The organism is Streptomyces sp. NRRL F-5135, assembly GCF_000719775.1.
GTDB classification, from domain to species: domain Bacteria; phylum Actinomycetota; class Actinomycetes; order Streptomycetales; family Streptomycetaceae; genus Streptomyces; species Streptomyces hebeiensis.
This window is the reverse complement of the sequence record NZ_JOHR01000015.1, coordinates 103,331-129,599: the sequence shown is the minus strand read 5'-3', so window position 1 is coordinate 129,599 and position 26,269 is coordinate 103,331. Positions and strand designations below refer to the sequence as shown.

General features: G+C 70.6%; 22 protein-coding genes. 9 read left to right on the top strand and 13 right to left on the bottom strand.

The window, feature by feature from the left end:
- The first annotated feature begins 24 nt into the window (after positions 1–24).
- Positions 25–1,092 (top strand): aldo/keto reductase, encoded by a 1,068-nt coding sequence (locus IG02_RS0125940; protein ID WP_234314911.1) that lies wholly within the window; start codon positions 25–27, stop codon positions 1,090–1,092.
- Between the two features lie 41 nt (positions 1,093–1,133).
- Here IG02_RS0125940 and IG02_RS36980 read toward each other — a convergent pair whose 3' ends face one another.
- From IG02_RS36980 to IG02_RS0125910, 4 genes are all read right to left on the bottom strand, one after another.
- Entirely contained in the window at positions 1,134–1,307 is a 174-nt protein-coding gene (locus IG02_RS36980; protein ID WP_420707794.1) for a recombinase family protein, read from the bottom strand.
- 93 nt (positions 1,308–1,400) lie between these two features.
- Positions 1,401–1,805 (bottom strand): hypothetical protein, encoded by a 405-nt coding sequence (locus IG02_RS0125930; protein ID WP_030752882.1) that lies wholly within the window; start codon positions 1,803–1,805, stop codon positions 1,401–1,403.
- A 951-nt stretch (positions 1,806–2,756) separates the two neighbouring features.
- The gene (locus IG02_RS0125915; RefSeq protein ID WP_030752878.1) at positions 2,757–3,065 is read right to left on the bottom strand and encodes a hypothetical protein; all 309 of its coding nucleotides are present in this window, start codon (positions 3,063–3,065) and stop codon (positions 2,757–2,759) included.
- A gap of 195 nt (positions 3,066–3,260) precedes the next feature.
- Positions 3,261–4,469, bottom strand: a complete 1,209-nt coding sequence (locus IG02_RS0125910) for a helix-turn-helix domain-containing protein (protein ID WP_030752876.1) — start codon at positions 4,467–4,469, stop codon at positions 3,261–3,263.
- 116 nt (positions 4,470–4,585) lie between these two features.
- Here IG02_RS0125910 and IG02_RS0125905 point away from each other — a divergent pair, with 116 nt between their 5' ends.
- Entirely contained in the window at positions 4,586–5,260 is a 675-nt protein-coding gene (locus IG02_RS0125905; protein ID WP_030752873.1) for an HAD family hydrolase, read from the top strand.
- A 114-nt stretch (positions 5,261–5,374) separates the two neighbouring features.
- Here IG02_RS0125905 and IG02_RS0125900 read toward each other — a convergent pair whose 3' ends face one another.
- The gene (locus tag IG02_RS0125900) at positions 5,375–6,028 is read right to left on the bottom strand and encodes an HAD family hydrolase (protein ID WP_030752870.1); all 654 of its coding nucleotides are present in this window, start codon (positions 6,026–6,028) and stop codon (positions 5,375–5,377) included.
- Between the two features lie 177 nt (positions 6,029–6,205).
- On the opposite strand from IG02_RS0125900, the gene IG02_RS0125895 reads away from it, so the two are divergent.
- Together IG02_RS0125895 and IG02_RS0125890 are read left to right on the top strand one after the other, a co-directional pair.
- Positions 6,206–6,754 (top strand): flavoprotein, encoded by a 549-nt coding sequence (locus IG02_RS0125895; RefSeq protein ID WP_030752867.1) that lies wholly within the window; start codon positions 6,206–6,208, stop codon positions 6,752–6,754.
- 114 nt (positions 6,755–6,868) lie between these two features.
- On the top strand, positions 6,869–7,354 hold the full coding sequence (locus IG02_RS0125890; RefSeq protein WP_030752865.1) for a hypothetical protein: 486 nt from the start codon (positions 6,869–6,871) through the stop codon (positions 7,352–7,354).
- Positions 7,355–7,483: 129 nt separating this feature from the next.
- Here the strand turns inward: IG02_RS0125890 and IG02_RS0125885 are convergent, their stop codons facing one another.
- Both IG02_RS0125885 and IG02_RS0125880 read right to left on the bottom strand, forming a co-directional pair.
- Positions 7,484–8,470, bottom strand: a complete 987-nt coding sequence (locus IG02_RS0125885) for an aldo/keto reductase (RefSeq protein WP_030752862.1) — start codon at positions 8,468–8,470, stop codon at positions 7,484–7,486.
- A gap of 155 nt (positions 8,471–8,625) precedes the next feature.
- Positions 8,626–11,568 (bottom strand): penicillin acylase family protein, encoded by a 2,943-nt coding sequence (locus IG02_RS0125880; protein ID WP_078854825.1) that lies wholly within the window; start codon positions 11,566–11,568, stop codon positions 8,626–8,628.
- A gap of 268 nt (positions 11,569–11,836) precedes the next feature.
- Between IG02_RS0125880 and IG02_RS0125875 the strand changes: the two genes are divergently transcribed.
- Positions 11,837–12,448 (top strand): hypothetical protein, encoded by a 612-nt coding sequence (locus tag IG02_RS0125875; RefSeq protein ID WP_030752857.1) that lies wholly within the window; start codon positions 11,837–11,839, stop codon positions 12,446–12,448.
- A 43-nt stretch (positions 12,449–12,491) separates the two neighbouring features.
- Here the strand turns inward: IG02_RS0125875 and soxR are convergent, their stop codons facing one another.
- Complete coding sequence (gene soxR / locus IG02_RS0125870) at positions 12,492–12,974, bottom strand: redox-sensitive transcriptional activator SoxR (RefSeq protein WP_030752855.1); 483 nt, start codon at positions 12,972–12,974, stop codon at positions 12,492–12,494.
- A gap of 212 nt (positions 12,975–13,186) precedes the next feature.
- Here soxR and IG02_RS0125865 point away from each other — a divergent pair, with 212 nt between their 5' ends.
- Entirely contained in the window at positions 13,187–13,651 is a 465-nt protein-coding gene (locus IG02_RS0125865) for a MaoC family dehydratase (RefSeq protein WP_030752852.1), read from the top strand.
- Positions 13,652–13,721: 70 nt separating this feature from the next.
- Here the strand turns inward: IG02_RS0125865 and IG02_RS0125860 are convergent, their stop codons facing one another.
- Positions 13,722–14,351, bottom strand: coding sequence for a TetR/AcrR family transcriptional regulator (locus IG02_RS0125860; RefSeq protein ID WP_030752849.1), 630 nt, complete (start codon positions 14,349–14,351; stop codon positions 13,722–13,724).
- A gap of 259 nt (positions 14,352–14,610) precedes the next feature.
- Between IG02_RS0125860 and IG02_RS0125855 the strand changes: the two genes are divergently transcribed.
- Both IG02_RS0125855 and IG02_RS0125850 read left to right on the top strand, forming a co-directional pair.
- Positions 14,611–15,321 (top strand): ArsR/SmtB family transcription factor, encoded by a 711-nt coding sequence (locus IG02_RS0125855; RefSeq protein WP_030752846.1) that lies wholly within the window; start codon positions 14,611–14,613, stop codon positions 15,319–15,321.
- Between the two features lie 31 nt (positions 15,322–15,352).
- A complete protein-coding gene (locus IG02_RS0125850) occupies positions 15,353–16,462 on the top strand; it encodes a DMT family transporter (protein ID WP_234314910.1) in 1,110 nt (369 codons plus the stop codon).
- Positions 16,463–16,569: 107 nt separating this feature from the next.
- Here the strand turns inward: IG02_RS0125850 and dnaE are convergent, their stop codons facing one another.
- Positions 16,570–20,253, bottom strand: coding sequence for a DNA polymerase III subunit alpha (gene dnaE, locus IG02_RS0125845; protein WP_037804240.1), 3,684 nt, complete (start codon positions 20,251–20,253; stop codon positions 16,570–16,572).
- A 220-nt stretch (positions 20,254–20,473) separates the two neighbouring features.
- On the opposite strand from dnaE, the gene IG02_RS0125840 reads away from it, so the two are divergent.
- On the top strand, positions 20,474–21,421 hold the full coding sequence (locus IG02_RS0125840) for a LysR family transcriptional regulator (protein WP_030752838.1): 948 nt from the start codon (positions 20,474–20,476) through the stop codon (positions 21,419–21,421).
- 81 nt (positions 21,422–21,502) lie between these two features.
- Here the strand turns inward: IG02_RS0125840 and IG02_RS0125835 are convergent, their stop codons facing one another.
- From IG02_RS0125835 to IG02_RS0125820, 3 genes are all read right to left on the bottom strand, one after another.
- Positions 21,503–22,492 carry a CPBP family intramembrane glutamic endopeptidase gene (locus tag IG02_RS0125835; protein ID WP_234314909.1) on the bottom strand — a complete coding sequence of 330 codons (990 nt, stop codon included), beginning with the start codon at positions 22,490–22,492 and terminating at the stop codon, positions 21,503–21,505.
- Positions 22,493–23,115: 623 nt separating this feature from the next.
- Complete coding sequence (locus tag IG02_RS0125825; RefSeq protein WP_078854824.1) at positions 23,116–24,429, bottom strand: MFS transporter; 1,314 nt, start codon at positions 24,427–24,429, stop codon at positions 23,116–23,118.
- Positions 24,430–24,505: 76 nt separating this feature from the next.
- Positions 24,506–26,056, bottom strand: coding sequence for a CitMHS family transporter (locus tag IG02_RS0125820; RefSeq protein ID WP_030752828.1), 1,551 nt, complete (start codon positions 26,054–26,056; stop codon positions 24,506–24,508).
- Positions 26,057–26,269 lie beyond the last annotated feature (213 nt).

The following is a 26,269-nucleotide window of genomic DNA, read 5'->3' as shown; positions in this document are numbered from 1 at the left end:
ACACCCTGAAGAAATTGACCGGCAATGGACCACGACCACGACGGGAAGCTCCGCATGCCCTCCGACGCCACCCCTGAAAGCCCTCACCGGCCGGCGGTCGACCGTTACGACCATCTGCCCTACCGCCGCGCCGGGACCTCCGGGCTCGACCTGCCCGCCTTCTCGTTCGGCCTGTGGCAGAAGTTCGGCACCGACCACCCCTATGGGACACAGCGCGACATCGTGCTGCACGCCTTCGATCTGGGGATCACGCACTTCGACAACGCCAACCGCTACGGCCCGCCGCACCGCGCCGCCGAGAGGTTCTTCGGGCAGGTGCTGCGCAGGGACCTCGCCCCCTACCGGGACGAGTTGATCCTCTCGACCAAGGCCGGCAACCCGATCGGTTCCAGCCCCTACCAGCGCGGCGCCTCCCGCAAGTCACTACTGACCTCGCTCGAGCACAGTCTGCGCGACCTCGGCACCGACTACGTCGACATCTTCTACAGCCACAGTCCCGACCACACCACGCCTCTGGAGGAGACGGTCGGCGCGCTGGCAAGCGCCGTCACCTCGGGGAAGGCGCTGTATGCGGGCATCTCCAACTACCCCGTCGAGCGAGCCCACGAAGCCGCCGTACTGCTGCGCGAGGCGGGGGTGCCACTACTGGTCCATCAGCCGCGCTATTCCCTCTTCGACCGGCGCCCGGAACGCGACGGGCTGATCGAACTGGCCGCTCAGGACGGCTTCGGGCTCGTCGTCTACAGCCCCTTGGCCCAAGGACTGCTCACCGACAAATATCTCACCGGCACCGTCCCCGAGAGTGCGCGGGCGCGGAACAGCGTATTCCTGTCACCGAACGTCATGGACGACACCTACCGGGAGCGGACGACGGCGCTCGACGCACTGGCCCGCGAACGTGGGCAGTCACTGGCCCAGCTCGCCCTGCAGTGGGTCCTGCGGCTGCCGCAGGTCACCAGCGCGCTGATCGGAGCGAGCTCGACGTGGCAGCTGGATCACAACGTGCGGGCGCTGGACTTCCCGCCGCTCACGGAGGAGGAGCTCACGCTGATGGACACGTACGGAGTCCACGGGACCGCGCTGCAGGGCTGAGCATCCGAATTCGCGGTCAGGCGGGACTTTCGCAACACGCCCTACCCCAGCAGCGCGAGCAACCGCCCCAGCGCCTCCGCGCCGTTCGGACCGGATGCGACCTCCGCCTCCACGCGCACCACCCGGTGGCCGGCCCGCGCCGCCCACCAGGACAACCTGGCGACCTGCCGTTCCAGATCGGTCTCCTGGTCGGGCGAGGAGACGCGGGCATACAGGCCCAGCCGTAGGAGTGTGCTGTGGCCGACGGCCGGCCCGGGGCGCGGAATCGTGACCCGCGCGTCGCTGCCGTGTGCGAGGCATGCGGGAGATCAGGGGGCCGGGCAGGCGTATTGCGTTCGGATGCGGTGGGGGTAGGCGATCAGGTTCACCGAGAGGAACCGGCCGCCGACGACCCACCAGCCGCCCACGACGTCTTCACCGTCCCTCAGCCGCCGGACGATCTCTTCTGCCCCTGGAGGTGCCCCATAGGTGCCGGCGAATGTGGGGGCGTGCTCGGCGACCGTCTCCGTGTACCAGTCCGCCGCCTCCTTGGGCTCGGCGAACGTGGCTTCGATCCGGGAGGCGGTCTTGAGCAGCCAGTCCGCGCTTTCGAGAGGCATCACCTGCGCGGTGCGGAACTCGTCGTTCGTCGGGCGCCGGGGTGCGTCTCCGGGCTTCACGAGTACGTCACCGTGGCCCGTCCACACGTACGCGTGGTGGTGGCGAGGTGCCATTGGTTCTCCTTGCGATCGGCCGTGCGGCCCCGACGCGAGCGGGGCCGCACGGTTCAACGAGGTATCGCGCCGTTACTGACGGCCGCAGCCGTCACCGTCACCGCAGCCGCCGGACGGGTTACCGCCCTGGCCGTCGTCTTCTCCGCCGTCGTCCTCTCCGCCGTTGACCAGGCCGAGCAGGTGTCGCATGGTGATCTCCTGTACCTGTGAGCCGGCGCCCGGTCCGTCCGGATGCCGGGTGGTGCAGAGCTGGGCCCTGGTGGCCCACCCGCCCCGGTCGGCTGTTCCTGGCCGGGAGCCCGGCCGGGGGCGGGAGTCACAGCCGTCTACGCGGCGCCGACGTCGGTGGCGCGTGACGGCGACCGTCGCGGCAGCGATATGGAAGGCGGACGGCACTGGGCCGCGTGCCGGCGGACGGACGGAGCGGCACCGGTGCCGGTGCCGGTTTCGACATGGTGGGTGGTGTACCGCTGGCCCGGCAGGATCGGCTGCCCGCAGTGGTCGCAGAACATCGAGGCTTCCATCAGCAGGGATGGCCGGTGGCCAGGTACGGGCGGGCCGGGCCGGCGTGCGTCGTGTGGTGCGTGAGCATCAGACGCCCGAGACAGCCACGGCAGACGAGCTCTTGCCAGGGACTGAGGGGCATCGTCGTGCCGCCCGCTCCGCTCGCCGCAGACGCTTACCGAACGCGCAGGCGACGCCGTCCCGGCAGGGGAGGCAGCTGGACGCATGTTCCAGCAGGTGACGGTAGGCCGCCGCCTGCTCCGCTCCGGGATCCTCAAGACGTGCTTGCCCGGCTTGCAGCAGCACAGCCACCGCATCCGGCAGGCAGAGGCGGCCGACCCGCGCGGGCGGCACGGCCCAGTACGGGGTGGCGCGGGGTTCCGTACGGTCCACGCGGGGAACACCGAGCCAGGAGCCGCGGCCTCGTACCGTGGCGTGCGGGTACCGTCAGGTCTCTGATGTCTGCGCTGGTACGAGGGCGTAATACCAGACGCCAGGGTGGCAGATCACCGGCCCGGTCAACGCAACGGCCAGCACAGCGGCCACCGCTTCGGGAGAGGTGTGGCCGACGGCGGCGTGGACGAGGTCAGGATGCATGCGGACGGCGTCGAAGCGCACACCGGTGCGCAGGATGGCCGGCCGTCCCTGATCCCAGTCCTCCCACGCGGTGTCAGGCTCGCTCAAGACGTCGGCCAACCAGCGCGAAATGGGGTCGGCCAGATGAGCCGTGGATCGTGCGCTGCCCGCGACGGTCACCGCTCTGGCTCCATCCCGAGCACCGCCGCAGCGCGAGGCGAACGTGGCGATGGCTTTATGGCCACGCCACCGATTGACGTCTTCATGCACTTGTCTCCGTAGCGATCGCTGACAGTCCTGCGACCGTACGAAGATGAGCGGCTCCTGCCCCGAACTGAGAGTTCACCCGAACTCTCAGTTCGGGGGCCGAATGCCTCAGACGACACCCAGCCGATCGGCCAGTTCCGAAACCTGTCGGCGGTATGTGGGACGCACTCGCTGAACGAGATCCGTCACGAGTGCCAGGCCCTGTGAACTGCGGGCCAAGTCCTCGGGAGCCAGTTCGTCCAGGGCCAGGAGATGGACGTACACGGCGGCGTCCTTGCGACGAAGCGCGTGGCACCGTGCCACCTCCAGCCCGAACGTGAACTGCCGTTCGCGGGAAGGGAGCACCCTGGTGTCCAACTGATCCGCCATGCGAAGCGCCTCTGCGGCCTCGCCGGCCAGCATCTCGACGCTCATGGCGTGGAGGTTCACGTTCGTCGGGCCGAAAACCGTCCGCTGGACATTGCCTTCTCCGGCCTCTTTGCCGAGGGAGGCGGCTGTCTTGAGCCGTTCCCTGGCCTTCCACCAGTTGCGCTGCCGGGCGTCAGCGACAACGGCTACGAGTTCCAAGGCTCCTCTCACGGCGGTCAGACCGAACGTGTTCGTCTCGCCTCGAATCCGGTCAACTGCGCGTAGGGCAACATCTTTGGCTTCTTCGGCCGCGCCGTCGCGGGTGTCGGACAACAACACATGCCCGAGATTCCACTGCGCGCCGGCCAGACGAACCGGGTCGTCGGCCTCCTCGGCCACACGAATTGACCGGTCGGCGGCCATGAGGGAGAGATCCAGACGGCCGACACGACGACAGTAGGAACGCAGGAGTCCGTACAGGTCGGCAGCGATGCGCAGAACGTCCCGACGTGCGGCCGCTTCGGAACCGCGACGCCGAGCAGCTAAAGCGTGCTCGACATCACCGATCAGCGCCGGAAGGGTTTCCTCGGCCCGGCTGAACCGGTCCTTGCTCGTCTGCCAACAGCTCCATGCCTGCTCCACCCGCTCCCGGAGGTCGACGGGGGACACGGCTGGTTCGTTGAGACTCGGGCGTCTGTACCCCGTGAGCGTGCGGACCACGTCCGGTGCTGCCCGGCCGGCCGCTGCCGGTTCGGCCCCGGGAGAGTCACCGAGCAGCGAGGCGACGGGAACGCCAAGCTCGGCGGCCAAGAGCGACAAGACCTTGGGCGAAGGTGTCTTCTGACCGGACTCGATCATGGCCAAGTAGCGTTCGGTGATACCGCAGAGTCCGGCTACGACCGTCTGACTGCGCCCGGCGGCTTCTCGGTAACGCTTAACCCGCTTACCGACGCCAAGGCTTGCGTCCATGACACCTCTTCCCGACTGGATGACGTCAGGGTAGGTCGGAATTCTGAGCCTGGGGGTACCGTTCCGGCCCTGGCCGTGTGGGACGTTGTACTTCGGAGCTGGGAAGCGGAGGCAAGATGGTGCGGTTGGTGCTGTGGGATATCGACCACACACTGATCTCGACGCATGGGGTCGGACGTGAGCTGTCCGCAGCCGCGTTCAAGCGGACGACGGGCCTGACGATGCGCGTGCAGGCGAAGGTGGACGGCGTCACCGAGCCGGTCATTTTCAGAGAGACCGCGAAGCTCCACGCACTCACCACCAACCGCGCAGACTTCGAGCAGTTCGCCGAGGCCCTGGCAGAAGAGCATCTGAAACGCTCGGCTGACCTACGCAAGAGAGGGCAGGCGCTCCCCGGCGCCACAGCGGCTCTTGAAGCGCTCGCCTCGTGGGACGTGACACAGACCGTCGTCTCTGGCAACATCCGGCCCGTCGCGCAAATCAAGTTGAGCCTCTTCGGCCTGGACCAACACATCGTCTGGGACATGGGCGCGTACGGCGAAGACGCCGACGAACGGGGTGACCTGGTACGCCTTTGCCTCCAAAGGGCTGACTGTGCCGGGGACGACGCCATCCTCATCGGTGACACACCTGCGGACGTAGCCGGTGGCCGGGCCTGCGGAGTCCGGGTCGTGGCCGTTGCGACCGGCAGGAGCAGCGAAGATGAGCTGCGCGGAGCCGGTGCCGACATGGTGCTGCCCGACCTGCGCGACATCACCCCACTACTGCACGAAGTCCGCGGTCGAGCGTGACGACCAGATGCGAGATGCGAATGAGCCGCACTGATCGGCTGTCTCCCGGGTGCCGGATGCTCGCTCGCACCGTACGGGCGACAGACCGCTGCCACGGTCGATCCGGTGGGGTTCTCACTCGGTTGAGCGATCGGCCTCCACGACGCTCACGAGGTCGAGGAGGCTGTCGATGCGCCAGTCGGCCGCTGCGGCCTCGGGCCGGTCGGCCCACAGATATCCCCAGGGGCCCCGGCGGAGGTGTGCGGTGAGGAGACCGGCGGCGGCAGCCGGGGTGATGTCGTTGGCCGGGTGGTCGCCGACGTACACCGTCTCGTACGCCGGGGCGCATGACGCGTCGAGGACGCGTGTGAAGAACTCCGGCGACGGCTTGGCCACTCCCCACTCCCCGGAGGTCGCCACGAAGTCCGCGGGCAGACTGAGCCCGCGCAGCATTCCACCGATCTTGACGGTCTGGTTGCCCGCGATGACAACGCGCACACCAAGACCCTGGAGGCGGGCCAGGGCGGGCCTCACGTCCGGGTAGAGGTCGGCCTCGTCCACGTGCTCACCACGGCCGGCCGCCTCGCGAGCCTCGTACTCGGCTGCCACGTCGATGCCGGGGCGGACCATGCGCAACGCGTCGGCGTTGTCCCGGCCCTCGGCGACGACAGCACCGACGAGTGCGGCGACCGTATGGTGAGGAACCCCCAGCCAGTCGGCCCACGAGGCCCAGTATCGATCGTCGCGGACGAGTGTCTCGCCGATGTCGAAGACCACGGTGCGAATCATGGACGCATGGTAGGCCGGGTGCTGCACCCGCTTCTCGCTGGTGCGGGCTGACGAGCCGGCTCCGGAGGAGGTCCGGCGGAGGAAGCCCACGGTGGACCTGGTGGCGGATGTCGTGGGAGCAACAGCGGTGCCGAGCGGGGAGTTGCGTGCTCTGGCCGCGCGGTGTGGACTCCGGGCATGACGAGGGTTCTCTACTTGATCGGTTGCGCGGCGGGTCCCACTCAGTACGTGGACGACGGCGTACGGGCCGCGCAGGCCGTCGGCTGGGACGTGTGCCTGATCCTCACGCCGTCGGCGGCTCGGTGGTGGGAGCCGCGCATGACCGAGTTGGAGGAGTTGACCGGGCATCCGGTGCGGTCGCAGTACAAACTGCCGTGGCAGAGCGACGCGCTGCCGAAGGCCGACGCGATGCTGGTGGCGCCGCTGAGCAGCACGAGTCTGAACAAATGGGGCGCGGGTATCGCGGACACGCTCGCTCTCGGCCTGGTGTCGGAAGCCGTGAATATGGGCGTACCCGTGCTGGCCATGCCGTACTTCAACCAGGCGCAGGCCACGCAGCCGGCGGTGGCCCGGAGCATCGCGGATCTCCGCGCTCAAGGGGTGCGGTATCTCGACGGTGAAGACGGATACGAGTCGCACCCACCGAAGCAAGGTGCCCCACGCGCGTTCCCGTGGGAGCGGGCCTTGAGGGCAGCCGAGGAAGCTGTACGCGACGACAGGCTGTAGGTGGCGGCCCCGGCCCCGGACGCCCTCCGGCTCACCATCCAGTCGTGACCATCGAACTCGCACTGCGGCGCGAGACAGTATCCGCGACTTGCTGTCGAGCTGAGGAGCACGGGCGTGACGACGCTGGCCGTGACCGGGCACATGGATCTGACCGAGGAGAGCGTGCCGCTCGTACGGGCCGCCTTGCGCGAGTTGCTCGAGCCGTACGCGGCTGACCTGACCGGAGTGTCGTGCATCGCCGCCGGCTCGGACAGCTTGTTCGCGGAGGAAGTGGTGGCGCTCGGCGGCAAGCTCGTCGTGGTGATCCCTTCACGGGACTACCGCGAGACGAAGGTGAAGCCTGACCACGCTCCAGTCTTCGACCGCTTGATGGAGTCCGCCGCCGATGTTCTCGTCATGCCGCACGATACTGCCGACCGGCAGGCGTACGAGTCCGCGAACGCCGTCCTGTTGGAGCGCGCGGACCGGCTCGTCGCGGTCTGGAACGGTGAGCCGCCCTCCGGGAAGGGCGGGGGCACGGCGGACGTGGTGATCGAGGCACGCGGGGCCGGCCTGCCCGTGGAAGTGATCTGGCCGGACGGGGCGGCACGCCGGGCGTAGCACTGTCCGGGCCTGGCTTCCGGTCGAGGCAATCGCGCGCCTGCGGGGGCGTTATTCGGGCCGGCGGCGGGGGCCGGTCCTCCGGGCCCCCGCCGCCGCCCGCGAAGGCCGCCCCCGCACCCGCGAAACTCAGTGCGCCGCGTCCAGCCGAGCCCTCTGCTCCGGGGTCAGTTCCAGATCCACGGCCGCGAGGTTCTCCTCCAGTTGGGCCACCGACGACGCGCCCGCCAGCGGAATGATCGGCAGTGGGCCGCCCAGTTGCCAGGCCAGGACCACCTGGTTGGCGGTGGCCCCGGTCTCCCGTGCGACGTCTCGCAGCGCGGCGAGGCGGGCCGGGGTGCCCGGGTGGTCGTAGTCGGGCGGCAGCGGCTTGTCCGCGCGGGTGTAGGCGCCGGTCAGGAGCGGTGAGTAGGCGACCAGGGTCAGGCCGGGTTCCGCCTTCAGGTAGCTGATCAGCTGGGCGTCCGTCCCGCCGAGGCTGCCGTCCGGGAAGAGGTCGCTGGGGATGTCGGTGCGCGGCCGCAGGTAGCTGTGCTGGTACTGGAGCACCTCGTAGCCGGGCAGGCCGGACGCCGACGCCAGGGCGCGGGCCCGGTCGACCCGCCACACGGACTGGTTGCTCACGCCGAGCAGGCCGACGGTGCCCTCGGCCACCAGGGCGGCGAAGCCCTCGACCGTCTCGCTCTGGGGGACGGTGGGGTCGTCGATGTGGGCGTACAGCAGGTCCAGCTTGGCCACGCCGAGCCGTTCCCGGCTGCGTTCGGCCGATTCGCGGATCACCTTGGCCGACAGGCCCTCCGGGTTGTCGGTGTAGCTCGTGCCGGGAGCGAGGGGCCGCGCCCCGAGCTTGGTGGCGATGACGATCTCGTCGCCGACCCCGCGGCTGCGCCGCCACCGGCCGAGCAGTTCCTCGCTCTGGCCGCCCTGCCCTCCGTCCACCCAGAAGGCGTAGTTGTCGGACGTGTCGATGAAGTTCCCGCCGGCCTCGACGTAGCGGTCAAGGACGGCGAAGGACGTCTCCTCGTCCGTCCGGGATCCGAAGAGCATCGCGCCCAGCGCGAGCACGCTCACCTCGCGGCGGCTGCCGTCCGTGCTGCCGATCGTGCGGTACTTCATGGGGCTCCTCCCGTAGGCCCGCGGTCGGTGCGGGCGAACGGAAGTCTTCAGCTTGAAGCGCGCTCCAAGTCAAGTGCCGCGGACGTCGGGGCCTGCCTGACACGGCCGTACGGGCGGCGGACCCCCAGGCTCACCGCCCGTACGACCGCGTTCGGCTACCGGTGGCTCGGGAACTCCACCACCTGCTGGTACGTCGGCCTGTTCTGCCAGCTGATCTTGGGATGCGTGAGCCCGCCCATCGGCCGCTGAATGACCGAGTCCGTGCACCACTGGTCCCCCGCCGAGCAGTTGTCGTCCCCGGGGTAGACCTCGCTCGCGGGCTTCACGGACGCCGCCTTGAGCGTGGCGAGCAGGGTGTCCCGGCAGGCGTCCAGGCCCTCGCCCGCGCCGCAGTACGTCCGGGCCGTCGGGGACTGGACCGGGTCGCCCAGTACCTGACGGAGGTCCTTGTCGACATATCCCCACCAGCCGTACTGGAACGCGGAGCCGCTGTGACCGCCGGTCGGGCCCTGGGTCGCCGCCGGTGACTCGTCGACCTGGAGCGAGGCGACGAGACCCTCGTACAGGTCGTCACCCAGGACCGGTGCGTACAGCCGCTCCACCAGCCGTGGCCACCAGGCGTCCATGACGCGGATGGCGGTGGCGTGACCGTACGTGTGCGAGCCCTGGGCCGTCTCCTTGCGCAGGGCGCGGGCGGAGCGCCACGCCTCCAGTTGCTGGACGGTGGTGTTCAGCGCGGGATCGGTGACGGGCGCCGAGCGGATCACGCGCAGCAGTTCGGGCAGCACCTGTTCCCCGCGCAGGTCGGCGAGCGCCGCGTCGGCCATCGCGCGGGTGAGGGAGGCACGGGTGACGCCGCCGGCCGCGACGAGCTTCTTGACCCGGTCGTCGAGCAGGTTGCCGCGGTGGACGGCGCCGAAGCCGAAGCCGGCCGCGTCGTAGTCCTTGGCCAGCTTGTTGTTCCAGGAGATGTAGTAGTCCTGCCCGACGGACCGCGGGTGTTCGGCGAAGGGCGTGTACGCGGCCTTGTAGGTGGCCGGGTCGAAGCCCTGCCACTCGTACGCCCGTTCCGCCGCGACCGGCAGCGAGGCGTCGACGCCGGCGGCGCGTACGGGGTTCATGCCGCTGTTGAAGTAGGCGGTGGTGCGCGAGTCCGCGTAGAACCAGTTGAAGCAGTAGCCGATGCGGTGCGCCGCCTGCTGGAAGGAGGCCGCGTCCGTCACGTACGACGGGTCGTTGAGCATCTGGAAGCCGATGATCGAGTCGGCCTCGTGCCCGTAGGTGGACCGCAGCGAGGTGTACGCGACGGGCTTGCCGCCGATGGTCGCGCGGTGCGTGACCATGCCGTACGCCGTGCGCCAGACCTGGAGCCGGTAGGAGCCGGCGGCGGTGGAGTCGGCGACGGTGGGCTTCCAGGAGTTGGTGCGCTCCAGCTTCTCCATCGGTGTGCACACGGAGCGGTAGCGGTAGTGCGTGGAGGCCGATGTCGGCGCCGAGCCGTCGGGTTCGCACAGTTCGACCGCGTAGGAGTCGGTGATGTCCTGTTGCGACGATGTGGCGCTCCACGCGTAGTCCTGGCCCCGGCCCATCTGTACGTACATCCCGACGCCCGCGAAGGAGGCCCCCCGCGCGCTGATTCCGGGGCCCTGGAGCTCCTGGAGCATCAGCAGCTGTGGCGCGAAATAGCCGGTTTGCGGCCCGAAGACGGCGATGGGGTGGCCACTGACGGTGTACCGGCCGGAGACGAGCAGGGCGTTGGACATGCCCTTCTTCGGGTTGAGGGAACCGGCCGGGAGGACTCCGTCGTCGAAGATCCCCTGGGCGGGTTCCAGGCGCTCGGGGGCGTCGACCGGGGCCTTGGCGTGGGTGACCGCCGAGCCGGTCCGGTCGTACACGAGTTGCTCGGTCCGTACCGAGCCCTCGTCGGGCAGGGCCGTGCCGCGCGGGTTGTCGGGCTTCCGCGCGTACGGGAACCTGCTGCCGTCGTGCAGGGTCAGGACGGCCTCGGGGTCGTCGCGCTGGCGGAACGACTCCCAGACCTCGGTACCCGCGACCACGCCGAACTTCTTCTGCGCGGCGAGCAGCGAGAGCGCGGCCTTGACCTCGCCGCCGCCCCCGCCGCCGAACTGGCCGCCGACGACGGACGCGATGGCGATCAGGTCGGTGATCTTGAAGGGCTGGATCTCCCCGACGTTGGTGATCGCGTCGATCTTGCCGGTCAGGACGTACTCGCCGGGGAAGTTGCGGGCGTCCTTGGACTTCTGGCGGTAGGCGTTGATGCCGTCGACGTACGCCTGCGCGTCGGCCATCGCCAGCTCGCCCCGCTCGCCGTTGGCCGTCCTGATCCGCTCCACCTGCGCCTCGTACTCGGCCTCGGTGTACGGGGCGGCGGGCCAGAACTGCTGCTCCAGGCCCTGGTTGGCGAGGGCGCCGCCGGCGAAGGAGGTGAGCTGACCGCGGCCTATGTGACGGAAGAGGTCCATCATCCACAGCCGGTCCTGCGCGGCCGCGTAGCCGGCGCCGAATTCGGTTCCGTAGCGGGTGGTGCCTTTGATGTGCGGGACGCCGGTCTTCTTGTCGCGGGTGATCGTGACATCGGCGCGCGGGGAGACGGCGGACTCGACCTGGCCGGCGGGGACGCCGAAGGAGGAGTCGTTGAAGAAGTCGGTGAGTTTGGCGTCGGTGAGTCCGTCCTGGCCCGCCACGAGTGCGTCGTAGCGGGACAGCTGGTCGGAGGCGTGGGCGGGGAAGGTGCCGAATCCGCGATTGCCGAGGATGTCGGCGAGAGTGGCGTTGCCGTTCTGGCCGGGCGGCAGGATGTCCGAGCACTGGCCCTGGCAGTGGTCGGTGACGGGGTCGGCGGCGGAAACGGCGGTGGCGCTCGTCGTCCCGGCGCGGGCGGCCGGATCGGCGGCGGCCGGCGGTGGGGCGGCCAGCAGGGCGGCGCCCAGCGCGAACACCGCGGCAGCGGCCACGGTGGTGGTGGCAGTGGTGGTGGCGGCGCGGGTACGGCGCCCGGTGCGGACGCCGGTGCCGGCGCGAACGCCGGTGCGGGAGGGTTTTCTGGTTCCGATGAGTCTTGCGATACGTCGGCGCATGGGGGCTCCCATGGGTCTCCTCGGGGAGGACGGTGCGCCGGAGGTTACCGCCGGTATGACTCGTCAGTAAGATGAACATCGGTCAGCTTTTCCGAATCGTGAACTACGAATGGCGAACACCGGACGCCTTCCTGAGAATCGCCTTCGAATTCTGGTCGCTATGCCCCAAATGCCCGCCTCTCGGAAGCAATCTGCTTTTTGATGGATCCGAATGGGGCAGACGTACGTCCATTCCTCAACGCCGAAGTATCGACGGAGGTGGCATGCGATGGCCGGATTCCGGAGTCTTGCGAGACAGGTGCGTGACCCGCGGTGCGATCTGGCCTTGCGACGGTATTCACTGCGCAAGTGCCTGGAGCGATTCGCCCCCTACGGGCATCGGGCGACCTGGGACCATCTGTGCGCGCGGCACGGCATCGAGCCCGAGGACAGGGCCCCCGAGCCCGCGCGACTGGTCGCCGCGCTGGAGGAGTTGGAGGAGGCGCGGGCCGTCTGGCTCGCGTACGAAGGGGAGTTCGCCGAGCGGCGCAGGCGTGAGAAGCACGACGGGCTGCGGCGGCCCGGGAGTTTCGACGACTGGCACCGCCGGACCTGGGGCGGGAACGGTGTCGCCCGGTGCGCCGACCCGGCGGTCCATCCGTCGGCGTCACTCGCCGTGGTACTGCGCCGGCTGATCGCGGGTCTGGAGAAGGGTCCCGGCGCGACCTGCCCGGTGTGCGCGGCACCGGGGATCGTCTGGCGGCCGGACCTGTCGTGCGAGCCGTGGTCAGGACCGGTCTGCACGGGCTGCGGCATCGTGGTGCCGCAACCCATTCTCACGTCCGAGGCGCTGAATCGGGCGAAGCGGGTCCGGTCGAGGGAACTGGCGTCGGTGGCATGAGATCTGCGGGGGCCGACGCCGGCGACGGTGCGCCCCCGCGGTGTCAGCGGTCCGACGTACGTTCGCGCGCCGGCCGTTCCGGGAACAGGCGCGAGCCCGTCATACGCTCACCGAAGACGTCGTCCGGGTTGGACAGGACACAGGTGTCCAAGGAGAGGCAGCCACAGCCGATGCAGTCGGTGAGGTGGTCCCGGAGACGACCGAGCTGCCGGATGCGCTCGTCCAGCTCGGATCGCCAGGCGCGGGAGAGCCGGGCCCAGTCGTCGCGGTTGGGCGTACGCTCCTCGGGCAGCTCGGCCAGCGCGTCCCGGATCGTGGCGAGCGGTATGCCGACGCGCTGCGCGGCCCGTACGAACGCCACGCGGCGCAGCGCGTCACGGCTGTAGCGGCGCTGGTTGCCACTCGTCCTGCGGCTGCTGATCAAGCCCTTCGCCTCGTAGAAGTGCAGGGCGGACACGGCGGCGCCGCTACGCGCGGAGAGCTGGCCGACGGTGAGCTCATGGACCTTTTCGGGAATCTGTGGCACCCCTCTGAGCCTACTGTCCGCCTCCCACGAACGCGCACGCCGCTCTCGTTGACAGCGGCACGAGCGCCCCGCATGCTGAGCAAGCGCTCAGCGAGCGGCGGATACCGAGTCGCGGGTGGCGAGTGCCGCTCAGCGCGCCGATCGACACGAGAGACAGCGAGAGACAGCGGGATCCGGGGCGTCACGGGCTGGGAAGGGCAGGGACCGGGAACATGGCCGAGCCGAAAGTCTTCACCTCCGCCGAGGAGCTGTGCGCGGGGGCCGGCGCACGGCTCGGACACAGTGACTGGCTGGAGGTCGACCAGAAGCGGATCGACCTCTTCGCCGAGGCCACCGGTGATCACCAATGGATCCACGTGGATCCGGAGGCCGCGGCGGCCGGCCCGTTCGGCACGACCATCGCGCACGGCTATCTGACGCTGTCGCTGCTGCCGGTGTTCGTCCCGCAGATCCTGCGCGTGGAGAACGTGAAGATGGCCCTCAACTACGGCACCAACAAGGTGCGTTTCCCCTCCCCCGTCCCCGTCGGCTCACGGCTGCGCGCCTCCGGCGTCCTGGCGGAGGTCACGGACGGGGGCGAGGGCGGAGTCCAGGTGGTCGCGCGGATCACGGTCGAGCGCGAGGGCGGCGACAAGCCGGTGTGCGTGGCGGAGTCCGTCTCGCGCTTCTACTTCTGACGCGTCCGCCGCTTCGTACGCGCCCGCCACTTCGTACGCGCCCGCCTCTCCCCACCTGCCTGTCGGCGGCCTACCTGTCGGCGGCCGACACCATGCGCAGTACGAGGCCGGCGTAGAGCGCGCCGACCTCGTCGGGCGTACGTGCCCCCGCGGCGCTGAACCAGCGCGCCACGTCGACGCAGAGCGACAGCACCGCCAGCGTCGTCCCCGGCACGTCGGGCACGTCGAACTCGCCGTCCCGCACGCCGTCCGCGATGATCCGCCGTACCGCCGCGTCGATACCGCGCCGCAGTTCCATGATCTCCGCCCGGTGTTCCGGGCCGAGCGCGTCCAGCTCGTACTGGACCACCCGCGCCGTCGTGTGCTGCTCCGCGTGCCAGCGGACGAAGGAGCGGACGGCGGACGCCAGCCGGTCGGCCGCCGTGCCGCCGCCGTCGGCCGCCGCCGTGAGGATCTCCAGCGCCTTGTCGTGGCCCACCCGGCTGATCCGGTGGAGGAGTTCCTCCTTGGTCTTGTAGTGAATGTAGAGGGCCGCCGGGCTCATCCCCGCGCGCCCCGCGATATCGCGGGTGGTGGTGGCGTGGTACCCGCGCTCGGCGAACGCCTCGACGGCGGCGACCAGCAGTTTCCTGGCCGCCTCGGGTGCGACCTCGCCCCACGGCGCGCCCTCGCCGTCCGCCGCGCGCTCCACCGTTCGCATCGCTCGCCCTCGTCCCCGCCGCTCGTACCCCGGCCGTACCGTCCGTACGACCACTCGTACATCCGCTCGCACCATGACCAGGTCGAACACCATACCGCGCGGGTGAGCAAGCGCTTAGGGCGCGCTTCCTCCCGGGCCGCCATACGTGCTCGGAGCACCGCGGACGGGCGGACACCGTCCCGGTGCGGACCCGCACCGTCCCGGGGCGAACCGACACCGTACGGTCCCCGCCGAAACGTCCCTGGCGCATTCTGGACGCATGGCCCCTGACACCGACCCCACAGGACCCCGGCTCGCGGCCCTGGCCACGCTCCTCGCCGACGAGACCCGCGCGGCCTTCTGCCTGGCGCTTCTCGACGGCCGGGCCTGGACGGCGGGCGAGCTGGCCCGGCACGCCCGCGTCGCGCCCTCCACCGCCAGCGAGCACCTGGGCAGACTCGTGGCGGGCGGTCTGCTCACCGAGGAGCGCCAGGGCCGGCATCGCTACCTCAGAATCGCGGGACCGGCGGTCGCCCACCTGGTGGAGGACCTGGCCGCGCACGCCGAACCGTCCGGCGAGCCGCCCCGCACGCTGCGGGCCGCGGGCGCGAGCCACGCCCTCGCCCGGGGCCGCACCTGCTACGACCATCTCGCGGGGCGTCTCGGCCTCGCGCTCACGGACGCGCTGACCGACCGGGGACTGCTCAGCCAGGACACCGGGTTCGCGCTGACCGACCGGGGGCTCGACTGGTTCCGGGAGCAGGGCATCGGCCTGGAGCGTACGGGCCGCAGGCCCCTGGTCCGTCCGTGCCTGGACTGGACCGAGCGCAAGCCGCATCTGGCCGGGGTGGCGGGCGCGGCGCTCTGCCGCCACCTGCTGGCGTCCGGCTGGTGCGTGCGGATCGGCTCCGGCCGGGCGGTGAAGGTGACCGACGACGGCGAGCTCGCGCTGCGCGAGCGGCTCGGGATCGACCCCGGGATATTGCGGTGAGGCCGAAGGCCCGGCGACGTACGGTCGCACCATGACAGGTGCGATACGCGGGACCGGTACGGGCACAGGCGCGGGTGCGCGTACGGGCACAACCGCGGATACGGGTACGGGTACAGCCGCGGATGCTGGTACGGACGCGGGTACGGGAACCGGCACGGGTGCGGCAGCTCGTACGCCGACGGCCGACACCCCGCAGGGCCCGGCCGCGGCCCATGGCCCCGAGGCTCCCCCGCCCCCGGTGTCCGGCCCCGCTCCCAAGGCGTGGCTGCCGGTCGCCGCCGCCGGGGTGACGGTCCTCCTCTGGGCGTCGGCCTTCGTCTCGATCCGCAGCGCCGGTGCGGCCTACTCCCCGGGCGCGCTGGCGCTCGGCAGGCTGCTGACCGGGGCGCTCGTGCTGGGCGTGTTCTGCCTGGTACGGCGCGAGGGAGTGCCGCCCCGGGCGGCGTGGCCCGGGATCGTCGTCTCGGGCGTCCTGTGGTTCGGCGTGTACATGGTGGTGCTCAACTGGGGCGAGCAGGAGGTCGACGCGGGCACCGCGGCGATGGTCGTGAACATCGGCCCGCTCCTGATCGCCCTGCTCGGTGGCCGGCTGCTGCGCGAGAGCCTGCCGCCCCGGCTGCTGGCGGGCATGGCCGTGTCGTTCGCGGGCGCGGTCGTGGTCGGTCTGTCGATGTCGGGCGGAGGCGGCGACGCCTCGGTCCTCGGGGTGCTGCTCTGCCTGCTGGCGGCGGTGGCGTACGCGGGCGGGGTGGTCGCGCAGAAGCCGGCTCTGGCGCGGGCGAGCGCGCTCCAGGTGACGACGTTCGGCTGTGCCATCGGCGCGGTGGCCTGTCTGCCGTTCGCGGGCCAACTGGTGGACCAGGCGGGCGGGGCGCCGGTGTCGGCGACGCTCAACATGGTGTACCTGGGCGTCTTCCCGACCGCGCTGGCCTTCACGACCTGGGCGTACGCCCTGGCCCGTACGACGGCGGGCCGGATGGGGGCGACCACGTACGCCGTGCCCGCGCTGGTGGTCCTGATGTCCTGGCTGGCCCTCGGCGAACTCCCGGCCCCGCTCACCCTCGTCGGCGGGGCGCTGTGCCTGGCCGGCGTGGCGGTGTCGCGCTCGCGCTCCCGCGTGCGCCCGCGCCGACCGGCCTGACACGTCCCGGCGGCCGTACAAAATCCTTCAGCCGTACGGATCGCGCCGGCCGTACGGTCGGCGCGATCCGTACGGCCGTGCCGCCGCGTTTCCCGTCCCGTTCCGCGTCATGCGAGGCCCAGCCACGCGTCGGCCCCGAACGTGCCCTTCACGTCGGAGGCGATGGTGGTGGCGTCCACCTTGGCCTGGAGGGCGTAGACGGTGGTCTTGCGCGCACCGCGCACGCGCAGGTGGACCGGGTGGTCGCCGGGGTGGGCGGCGAGGATCCTCCTCAGTTCGCCCACCGACCGCTCGGTGATCCGGTGGGCGGGGATCGCGAGGCGGACGGGGGGCCTGCCGCCGTGCTCGGCCGAGGACACGTCCAGCACGCCGAGTTCCCTGCCGAAGATGTTCAGGGTGCCGTCGCGGTCCTCGATCCTGCCCTTTACCGAGATCACGTTGTCCTCGGCCAGGGCCTGCTCGACCAGCCGGTAGGAGGCGGGGAAGAACAGGACTTCGAGGCCGGCGTCACGGTCGGCGAGGTTCACGACGGCCCACGCGTTGCCCTGCTTGGTCACCTTGCGCTGGACGCCGGCGATCAGTCCCGCCAGCCGTACCTCCCCGGTGGTACGGCCGGAGGCGAGGAGTTCGCCGATCGTGCAGTCCCGGGCGCCGGCGAGGATGTGCTCGGCGCCGTCCAGGGGGTGGGCGGAGACGTAGAGGCCGAGCATCTCCCGCTCGGTCGCGAGCAGCCGGCGGCGCGGCCACTCCTCCTCGTCCACGGGAAAGTCCAGGCCGAAGGCCGTTCCCGGGCCACCGCCGGCGGGATCGTCCGTGCCGCCCAGGCCGGCGAAGAGGTCGTCCTGGCCGAAGCCGGCGGCCTTCTTGACGGGGATGATCGCGTCGATCGCGTCCTCGTGGACGGCGGTCAGGCCCTTGCGCGTCTGCCCCAGGGAGTCGAAGGCGCCGGCCTTGATCAGGGATTCCACGGCCCGTTTGTTGAGCGCGGGCAGATCGGCCTTGTCGAGGAAGTCGGCGAAGGACGTGAACTTCCCCTTGCCGCGGCGCGCTTCGGCGATGGCCTCGATGACGCCGTCGCCGACGTTGCGTACGGACCGCAGCCCGAAGCGCACGGTGTCACCGACCGCGGTGAATTCCGCGACGGACTCGTTCACATCGGGTTGCAGCACGCGGACGCCGTTCGCGCGGGCGTCGGCGAGGTAGACCGCGGCCTTGTCCTTGTCGTCACCGACCGAGGTGAGCAGGGCGGCCATGTATTCGGCGGGGTAGTTGGCCTTGAGATAGGCGGTCCAGTAGGAGACCAGGCCGTAGCCGGCGGTGTGGGACTTGTTGAAGGCATAACCGGAGAACGGCAGCATCACGTCCCACAGGGCCTGGACGGCCTCGTCCGAGAAGCCGTTCGCCCTCATCCCGCCGTGGAACTTCTCCCACTCCGCGGCCAGGACCTCCGGCTTCTTCTTGCCCATCGCGCGGCGCAGCATGTCCGCGCCGCCCAGGGTGTAGCCGGCCAGCTGCCGGGCGATGGCCATGATCTGTTCCTGGTAGATCAGCAGGTGGTGGGTGGAGCCGAGGATCGGGTCCAGGGCCTCCTTCAGCTCGGGGTGGATGGGAGCGGGCGCCTGCCTGCCGTTCTGGCGCAGCGCGTAGTTGGTGTGGGCGTTCGCGGCCATGGGGCCGGGCCGGTAGAGGGCGTTGGCGGCGGCGATGTCCTCGAAGCGGGTGGGTTCCATCAGCTTCAGCAGGGCGCGCATGCCGCCGCCGTCGAGCTGGAAGACGCCGAGCGTGTTGCCCTCCGCCAGCATCCGGTAGGTCTTGGCGTCGTCCAGCGGAATCACGACGGTGGCGGTGTTCCCGCCGGGGTGCCCGGCGGGCCGTCCGTCGGACCCGCCACCGGTGTCACCACCCGGGCTCCCGCCGGAGTCGCCGTCCATGGGGTCCACGGTGGCCAGCCTGATGCCCCGGTTCTCCCGGATGTTCTCGAGGGCCTGGTCGATGACGCCCAGGTTCCGCAGCCCCAGGAAGTCCATCTTGATCAGGCCCATCGCCTCGCACGACGGGTAGTCGAAGCCGGTGATCTTCGCGCCGTCCGCGGCCCGCATGTGCAGCGGGATGCGATCGGTCAGCCGGGTCTTGGAGAGGATCACCGCGGCGGCGTGCACACCGGTGCCCCGGGTCAGGCCCTCCACCCCGCGGGCGGTGTCGAGCACCCGCTTGACGTCCGGCTCGTTGTCGTACATCTGCCGGAGCTCGCCGGCCTCCCCGTACCGCTCGTGGGAGGGGTCGAAGACGGCGTCGAGCGGGGCGGACTTGCCGTTCTGGTCCGGCGGGAGTGCCTTGGTGATCCGCTCGCCGTGGGAGAACGGGTAGCCCAGGATGCGCGAGGAGTCCTTGATCGCGTTCTTGGCCTTGATCTTGCCGAAGGTGTTCACCAGGGCCGTGTACTCCTGGCCGTACTTCTCCGTGACGTAGCGGACCATCCGGTCGCGCCGGCGGTCGTCGAAGTCGAGGTCGACGTCCGGCGGGTTGATGCGCTCGGGGTTGAGGAACCGCTCGAAGAGCAGTCCGTGCTCCAGGGGGCACAGCTCGGTGATGCGCGTGGCGTACGCCACGATGGAGCCGGTGGCCGAGCCCCGGCCCGGGCCGAGCGGGACCCCGTTGGCGCGGGCGTACCGGCAGATGTCCGCCACGACGAGGAAGTAGGAGCTGAAGCCCATGGGGCCGATGACCGCCATCTCGGTCTCGAAGCGGTCCATGACGTGCGGGGGAAGAGGATCGCCGTAGCGCGCCGCCAGGCCCCTGAGGACTTCCCCGCGCAGCCAGGACTCCTGGGTCTCGCCCTCGGGCACGTCCGGGTAGCGCGGCATCTCGTCGACCTGGTCGAAGACCTCGTCGTAGGACTCGACCCGTTCGGCGATCAGCAGCGTGTTGTCGCACGCCTCGGGAAGTTCGCGGAACAGGTCCCGCATCTGCTCGGCGGTCTTGAGGTAGTAGCCGCTGCCCTGGAAGCGGAACCTCCTGGGGTCGTCCTTGTTCTTGCCGACCCCGACGCACAGCAGGTTGTCGTGTGCGTCGGCCTGGTCCTCACGGACGTAATGCGCGTCGTTGGTGGCGAGCAGCGGCAGGCCGAGTTCCCTGGCCAGCCGCAGCAGCCCGTCGCGGACCTGGCGCTCGATGGCCAGACCGTGGTCCATCAGTTCCAGGAAGTAGTTCTCCTTGCCGAAGACGTCCCGGTAGTCAGCGGCGACCCGTTTCGCCTCCTCGTACTGTCCGAGCCGCAGCCGGGTCTGGACCGCGCCCGAGGGGCATCCGGTCGTCGCGATGATGCCCTCGGGGTGTTCGCTGATCAGCTCCATGTCCATCCGCGGCTTGCCCGCGGGGAACTGGCCCGTGTACGACGCCTCGGTGGACAGGAGGAAGAGGTTGCGCAGGCCGCGGACGTTCCGCGCCCACATGGTCATGTGGGTGAAGCGGCCGCCGCCCGAGACGTCCTTCGACCCCTCGCCGTCGTCCGACACGGCGCGCTGACCGCCGGGCCCCCAGAACTCCTGCTTGCGGTTGCGCCGCGAGGACGGCGCGACGTACGCCTCGATCCCGACGATCGGCCTGACGCTCTCGAAGTCCTTGGCCACCTGCTGGAACTCGTACGCGCCGAACATGTTGCCGTGATCGCTCATGGCGATGGCCGGCATGCCCTGGCGCTCGACCTCGGCGAACATCGGCCTGAGCTTCTGCGCGCCGTCCAGCATCGAGTACTCGGTGTGGTTGTGCAGATGGACGAAGGAGTCCGGCACGTGTCAGTCACCTCTCAGGCACCTCGGGGCGTGTGGGCGGTCGTCTCGGCCGCCTCGGCCTCTCCCACGGGACGACGCGGGCGGGGACGGCGCCGGAGCGGTCCCGGCGGGGCGACCACCGGTTGACCGGAGCCATCAAAGCGGGCCGCGCGTAACGGAATCAAACAACCAATTCACCCCCGCCGGACAACCACTCGTTGTGCGTATCTACGATGCCGACGTGGATCTCACCGCCGTACGAACCTTTGTCGCCGCCGTTGACGCGGGACAGTTCCAGCTCGCCGCCGCCGAGCTGGCGATCACCCAGCAAGCCGTCTCCAAGCGCGTCGCCGCGCTGGAGAAGGACCTCGGCGTCCAGCTGTTCGCCCGCGCCGCGCGCGGGGTGCACCTCACCATCGACGGGCAGGCGTTCCTGCCCCATGCCCGCGCGCTCCTCGACGCCGCGGACCGGGCGTCCGATTCCGTACGCCCCGGCCGGCGCCCCCTGCGTGTCGACGTGATCCGCCGACGGGTCGCGGTCGCCGGCGTGCTACGGGACTTCCACCGCGCCCACCCCGAATTCGACCTCGACGTCATCACCCTCTTCGCGTCGGAGGAGGCGATCGCGGCCGTCCGGTCCGGCACGATCGACGCGACCTTCCGCGCCGTCGCCGTGCCCGGACGGCCCCTGCCCGACGGCATCGAGGCCGTACCGGTGCTGAACGAGCCGCTCCAGCTGTGCGTCGGGCCGGGCCACCCGTTCGCCTCGGCCCGCTCGGTCACGCCCGGCCAACTGGCCGGTCACCGCGTCTGGATGCCCGGCAACGAGCCCGGGACCGAGTGGACCGCCTACTATGACGCCCTCGCCGCCGAGTTCGGGTTCACCATCGACACGATCGGCCCCAACTTCGGCGTCGACGCCCTCATTGACACCATCGCCGACTCCTCGACCCTGGCGACGTTCCTCAGCGACCGAACCCCCCTCGTCTGGCCCGTGGGCCACGACCTGCGGCGCGTTCCGCTGCGCGACCCGACCCCCGTCTACCCGCACTCGCTGCTGTGGCGCGCCGACAACCCGCACCCGGGGCTCGCCGCGCTGCGCGAGTACCTCGAGTCCCCGCGCCCGGACGATCCCGGCACGGACATCTGGATACCGGACTGGGCCCGGAGCGTTCACCGGGAGTCGTGACCCGAGCCTCTACCACGTCCCGAGGGGCGCCGTGCGCGGTCGTCAGCCCGGACACCTGGCCCCGCGGCTTCCTCGCCCACGTCACCTCGTGACGGACGAGCTCCCCCCGGCCTCGGCGGCCGGCTCGCCGGAGGCGGGTGCCGCGCCGGAGGCGGGTGCCGCGTTTTCCGCCGGGTCCCGGTAACCGAGACGGCCGCGGGTCGCGACCAGGATGACGAGGGCCGCGGCACCGGAGGAGATCAGCAGGACCGTGTGGGCGCCGTGCTGCCAGTCGTACGACGGGAACATGTCCGCCGCGGCGACCGAGACGTAGGTGTTGATGCTGACGTGCAGCAGCATGGCCAGCGGCAGGCTCTCCCCGGTTCGGTTGAACACCCAGGTCATGACGATGCTGACGGTGACGGCACCGGCGACGAACACGACGGGGGTCACCCAGTCGATGTCCGGCCAGCCGCCCCACTCCGTGAGGAACAGCGGAAGGTGCCACATGCCCCACAGCGGCCCGAGGACGAGCGTGCCCTTGAGCGGGCCGTACTTCGGCTGGAGGCGCGGCAGCGCGAAGTCCCGCCAGCCGGGCTCCTCCGCGAGCCCGGTGGTGATCATCTGGAAGGCCAGCATCGGCAGGTAGGCGGCCAGCACGGCGACGGACGGCATCCGGACGTCTCCGCCGGCCAGCGGCAGTGTGGTGATGATGAGGACAAGAGGAACACTGACGACGACCGCCACGTACCAGCGCGGGCTGACCCGCCACTTCGTCAGCCTTCCGGCCCACTTCCGCAGCCCGGCGCGACCGTCGGTGGCGGCCGTCACGAGGAACGCCGCCGTGATCGGCCCGAGGTACGCGCCGGGCAGCACCCCGACCAGCTGAGTGCTGCCGAGCAGCACCGGGATGTTCAGCTCCACCAGCCCGAGCCCGGTCTCGGCCACGACGTACGGCGTCCACGCGGCCCAGCTCAGCGCCGTCGCCATGACGAAGAACCAGGTCAGTGGCGCCCGGCCGATGACCCCGCGCAGCCCGCCACGGGCGGGGCGGTGCACGGTGGGCGGGCTCGTACGAGTGTGGACTGACACCACAGGCTCCTCAGGAAGACGGCGTGCTCTCGGCGCACTTTCGGTGTGATCAGCACACCAGCCGCCGGGCGGCCGATCACTACGGCGCAGACCCGAATGAGAGGTGTAGCGGAGTACACCACCGGGGGCCGGACGTGGGCTGTTCACCCCTTCATGTGCGATCCGAGCTGGGCAACCGGCCTGTTCGGGACACACGTGATTGATTGAGCGAGATGTGGACAGTACGGATAGATCAGCGACGCGCCGGCGTGCCTCTGTCGTCCCCAGCCTCTCGAAAGACCCCGGACTCACCGGCGGTCAACCCTTGGAGCACGGTGTGAAACCCGGAGAGGCCGACCGTGAGCAGCCCCTCGGCGAAGCAGGGGACATGGCCGAGGCACACCGGGCAATCATGGCGCGGCTTCTGCACTTCGTGTGCGCGCCACTCGCCGGAACGGGGAGCGGGGAGGCCCGGCTCGTTCGCGGCGTCCTGCAGCCCCCTGGCCGGCCGCGTACGACCCGCGTCGTGACGTGGGACGGCGAGGACCTGGGCACCTCGTCGGCCTACGACCTGCCTCTCACCGCGCGTACGGCAGGTCCCGCGCGTGCGGTACCGCTTGACGCAACGCCTCACGCAAGAGGCGTCAGATCACCGGTCGTCCCGGCGGCCCGACAGTGCCGGACCCCTCCGTACCGACGTCGCCCGTACCGGCGCCCTCCGCGTCGCGCCTCTCCGTACCGGCGTCCTCCGTTTCGTCCGTCCCCGTACGGCCCGGTCCTCGCGCTCCCAGGACTCCCGCCATCAGCAACAGCACCCCCAGCATCACGAAGGGCGCGGCCGTGCCCACCAGGCCGGCGACCAGTCCGGCCGAGGCGGGGGCCGCCACCTGGCCCAGGCGGTTGCCGGTGAGGCGGAGGGCCAGGGCGGTGGAGCGGGCGCCGTCGGGGGCGGCCCGTACGACCGTCGTCATCGACAGCGGCTGGCCCACCCCGAGGCAGAACCCCAGCGCCGACAGCATCACGGCCAGCGCCCACACGGGCACCGGCAGGGCGATACCCGCGCACAGCAGCCCGCCGGTCAGGCACGTGACGGTGAGCAGGACCGTACGGCCGAGCAGGCGGAGCATCGGGGTCATCACCAGGCGGCAGGCGATGGTGGCCGCCGCGCGCAGGCTCAGCAGCAGGCCGACCACGCCCGGGGCGATGCCGCGCTCCTCGCCGATCACCGGCAGGTACGCGGTGAGGACGTCCGTCGCGGAGAGCACGGCCAGGCTGATGAAGATGCCCGCGCCCACGCCCCGGGTGCGCAGGATGCCCAGGACGGGGGCCTTGCCGGACGGTTCGGAAGCGGCTCCCCACACCGCCGTACGGTCCTCGATCCGCCAGAGCGAGGTGCAGGCCACGGCGCCCGTCGCGGCGGCGGCCAGCAGGGCGAGGGCGCTCGTGCGGGCCATCTCGTCGCCCTGGCCGGAGACGAACAGCCCGGCCGCGACCGGGCCCATGAGCTGTCCCAGCGAGACGCCGATGGTGAAGTGACCGAAGTTGCGGTCCTGGTCCTCCGGCGCGCTGCGGCGGGCGACGATCGACTGGCCGCCGATGACGAAGCAGAGATGGCCGAGCCCCATCACACCGCTCCAGACGGCGAGGGAGGCGAGCGAGCCCGCGAGGCCGCTGAGCGCGCACCCCGCCGATATCAGGACGACACCGACGACCAGCAGCGGCGCGCACCGGCCCCGGTCGGTCCTGCGGCCGAGCGGCACGGCGGCGAAGAGCGGCAGCAGCGCGTACGCGCCGGCGATCACACCGACGGCACGTTCGTCCGCTCCCACGCCGAGGGCCCGGTAGGCGGTCGCGGGCCGCGCCATCGACACCGCGCACTGGGCGAACGCGAAGGCGATGACCAGGCGGAGGAGCCAGCCTCGTCCCGGCTTCCTCCCCGGTCCTCTCCCTCTTCTCATACCGCCGCTCGACCCCGCGCCCGACCCCGCACTCGCCCCACCGGGCACTTGTTTCCCATCGCGCTTCATCACATCGTCAGATGATGCCGAACAACAGTCCGGCGCCGAGCACCACCAGCGACGTGAGCGCCGCCCACTTCACGGTGAACTTGGTGTGGTCGCCGAACTCGACCTTGGCCATGCCGACGAGGACGTACACGGCGGGCACGAGCGGGCTCGACATGTGCAGCGGCTGGCCGACCAGGGAGGCGCGCGCGATCTCCAGCGGGGAGACGCCGTGGGCCGCGCCGGCCTCGGCGAGGACGGGCACGACGCCGAAGTAGAAGCCGTCGTTGGACATGAAGTACGTGAGCGGGATGCTCAGCACACCGGTGACGAGGGCCATGTGCGGGCCCATGCCCTCGGGGATGGCGCCGACGAGCCAGTCCGCCATGTGCTGGACCATGCCGGTGCCGGTGAGGACGCCGGTGAAGACGGCGGCGGCGAAGACCATGCCGGAGACGTTGAGGACGTTGTCGGCGTGGGAGGCGATCCGGGCCTTCTGGTCCGCCATGTTCGGGAAGTTGACGGTGAGCGCGAGCGCCGCGCCGAGGAGGAAGAGAACCGGGATCGGCAGCAGCTCCATGATCATCGCGGTGAGCAGGGCGATGGTCAGGGCCGCGTTGAACCAGTAGAGACGGGGGCGCAGGGTGGGCCTGTTGGGGTCGAGCCCCTGGAAGCCCGAATCGCCCGGGCCGCCCGGGCCGCTCGTCCCGTCAGCACCGTGAGAACCGTGAGCACTGCCCGCACCGTCAGCGCCGGTCGTACCGTCCGCGTCACCGGAGCCGCCGGCCGTACCGGCACCCGAGCCGCCGCCCTTGCCCGCGCTCTTGCCCGTGCCCGTTCCGCCGCCCGCCGTCGTGGTGCTGCCCGCCTTGACCAGCACCTGCTCCGTGCGCTCCGTCACGGACCCGACGCCGCCGGCCCCGCCGACCGTCCCGGCCTCGGTCTCCAGCGCCTCGTCGAGCGTCAGCATGCCCAGGCGCTTGCGCTCCCGGAGGCCGAGGACGTACGCGAGCAGGAAGACGGCGAGCAGGCCCACGGCGAGCGCCGGGATCATCGGGACGAACACATCACCGGCGTCGACCTTGAGCGCGGTGGCCGCGCGGGCGGTCGGGCCGCCCCACGGGAGTGTGTTCATCACGCCGTTCGCCGTGGCGGCGACACCGGTCATCACGACCCGGCTCATGCCGAGCCGCTTGTAGAGCGGATACATCGCGGAGACGGTGATCATGAACGTCGTGGAGCCGTCGCCGTCCAGCGAGACGATCGCGGCGAGCACGGCCGTGCCGACCACGATCCGCATGGGGTCGGCCTTGCAGAAGCGCAGGATGCCCCGGACGATCGGATCGAACAGGCCGACATCGATCATCACACCGAAGTAGACGATGGCGAACATCAGCATCGCCGCCGTGGGGGCGAGGTCGCCGACCCCCTTGAGGACGTAGTCGCCCAGTTGCCCGCCCTGTCCCACGATTACGCAGAAGAGTGCCGGTATGAGCACGAGCGCCGCGATCGGCGACATCTTCTTCATCATGATCAACACCAAGAAGGTGGCGATCATGACAAAGCCGAGGATTGTCAGCATGGGGCCCCTCACGTTCACCCTTGAACTTCCGCCTGGCACGGCGGTCCGGATGACGTTAGGGCCGGTTTCAGCGCGTTAACAAGATGTTGACACGTGAGCAATACGAGCAAAACCCCAGGTCACGAGGGGGTCGGGGGCGACGGCCCGGCGGCCGGGAGTGTTCGGGGACCCCGCGTGGATCGTTGACGCCCCGGGCCGACAATCCTACGGTTC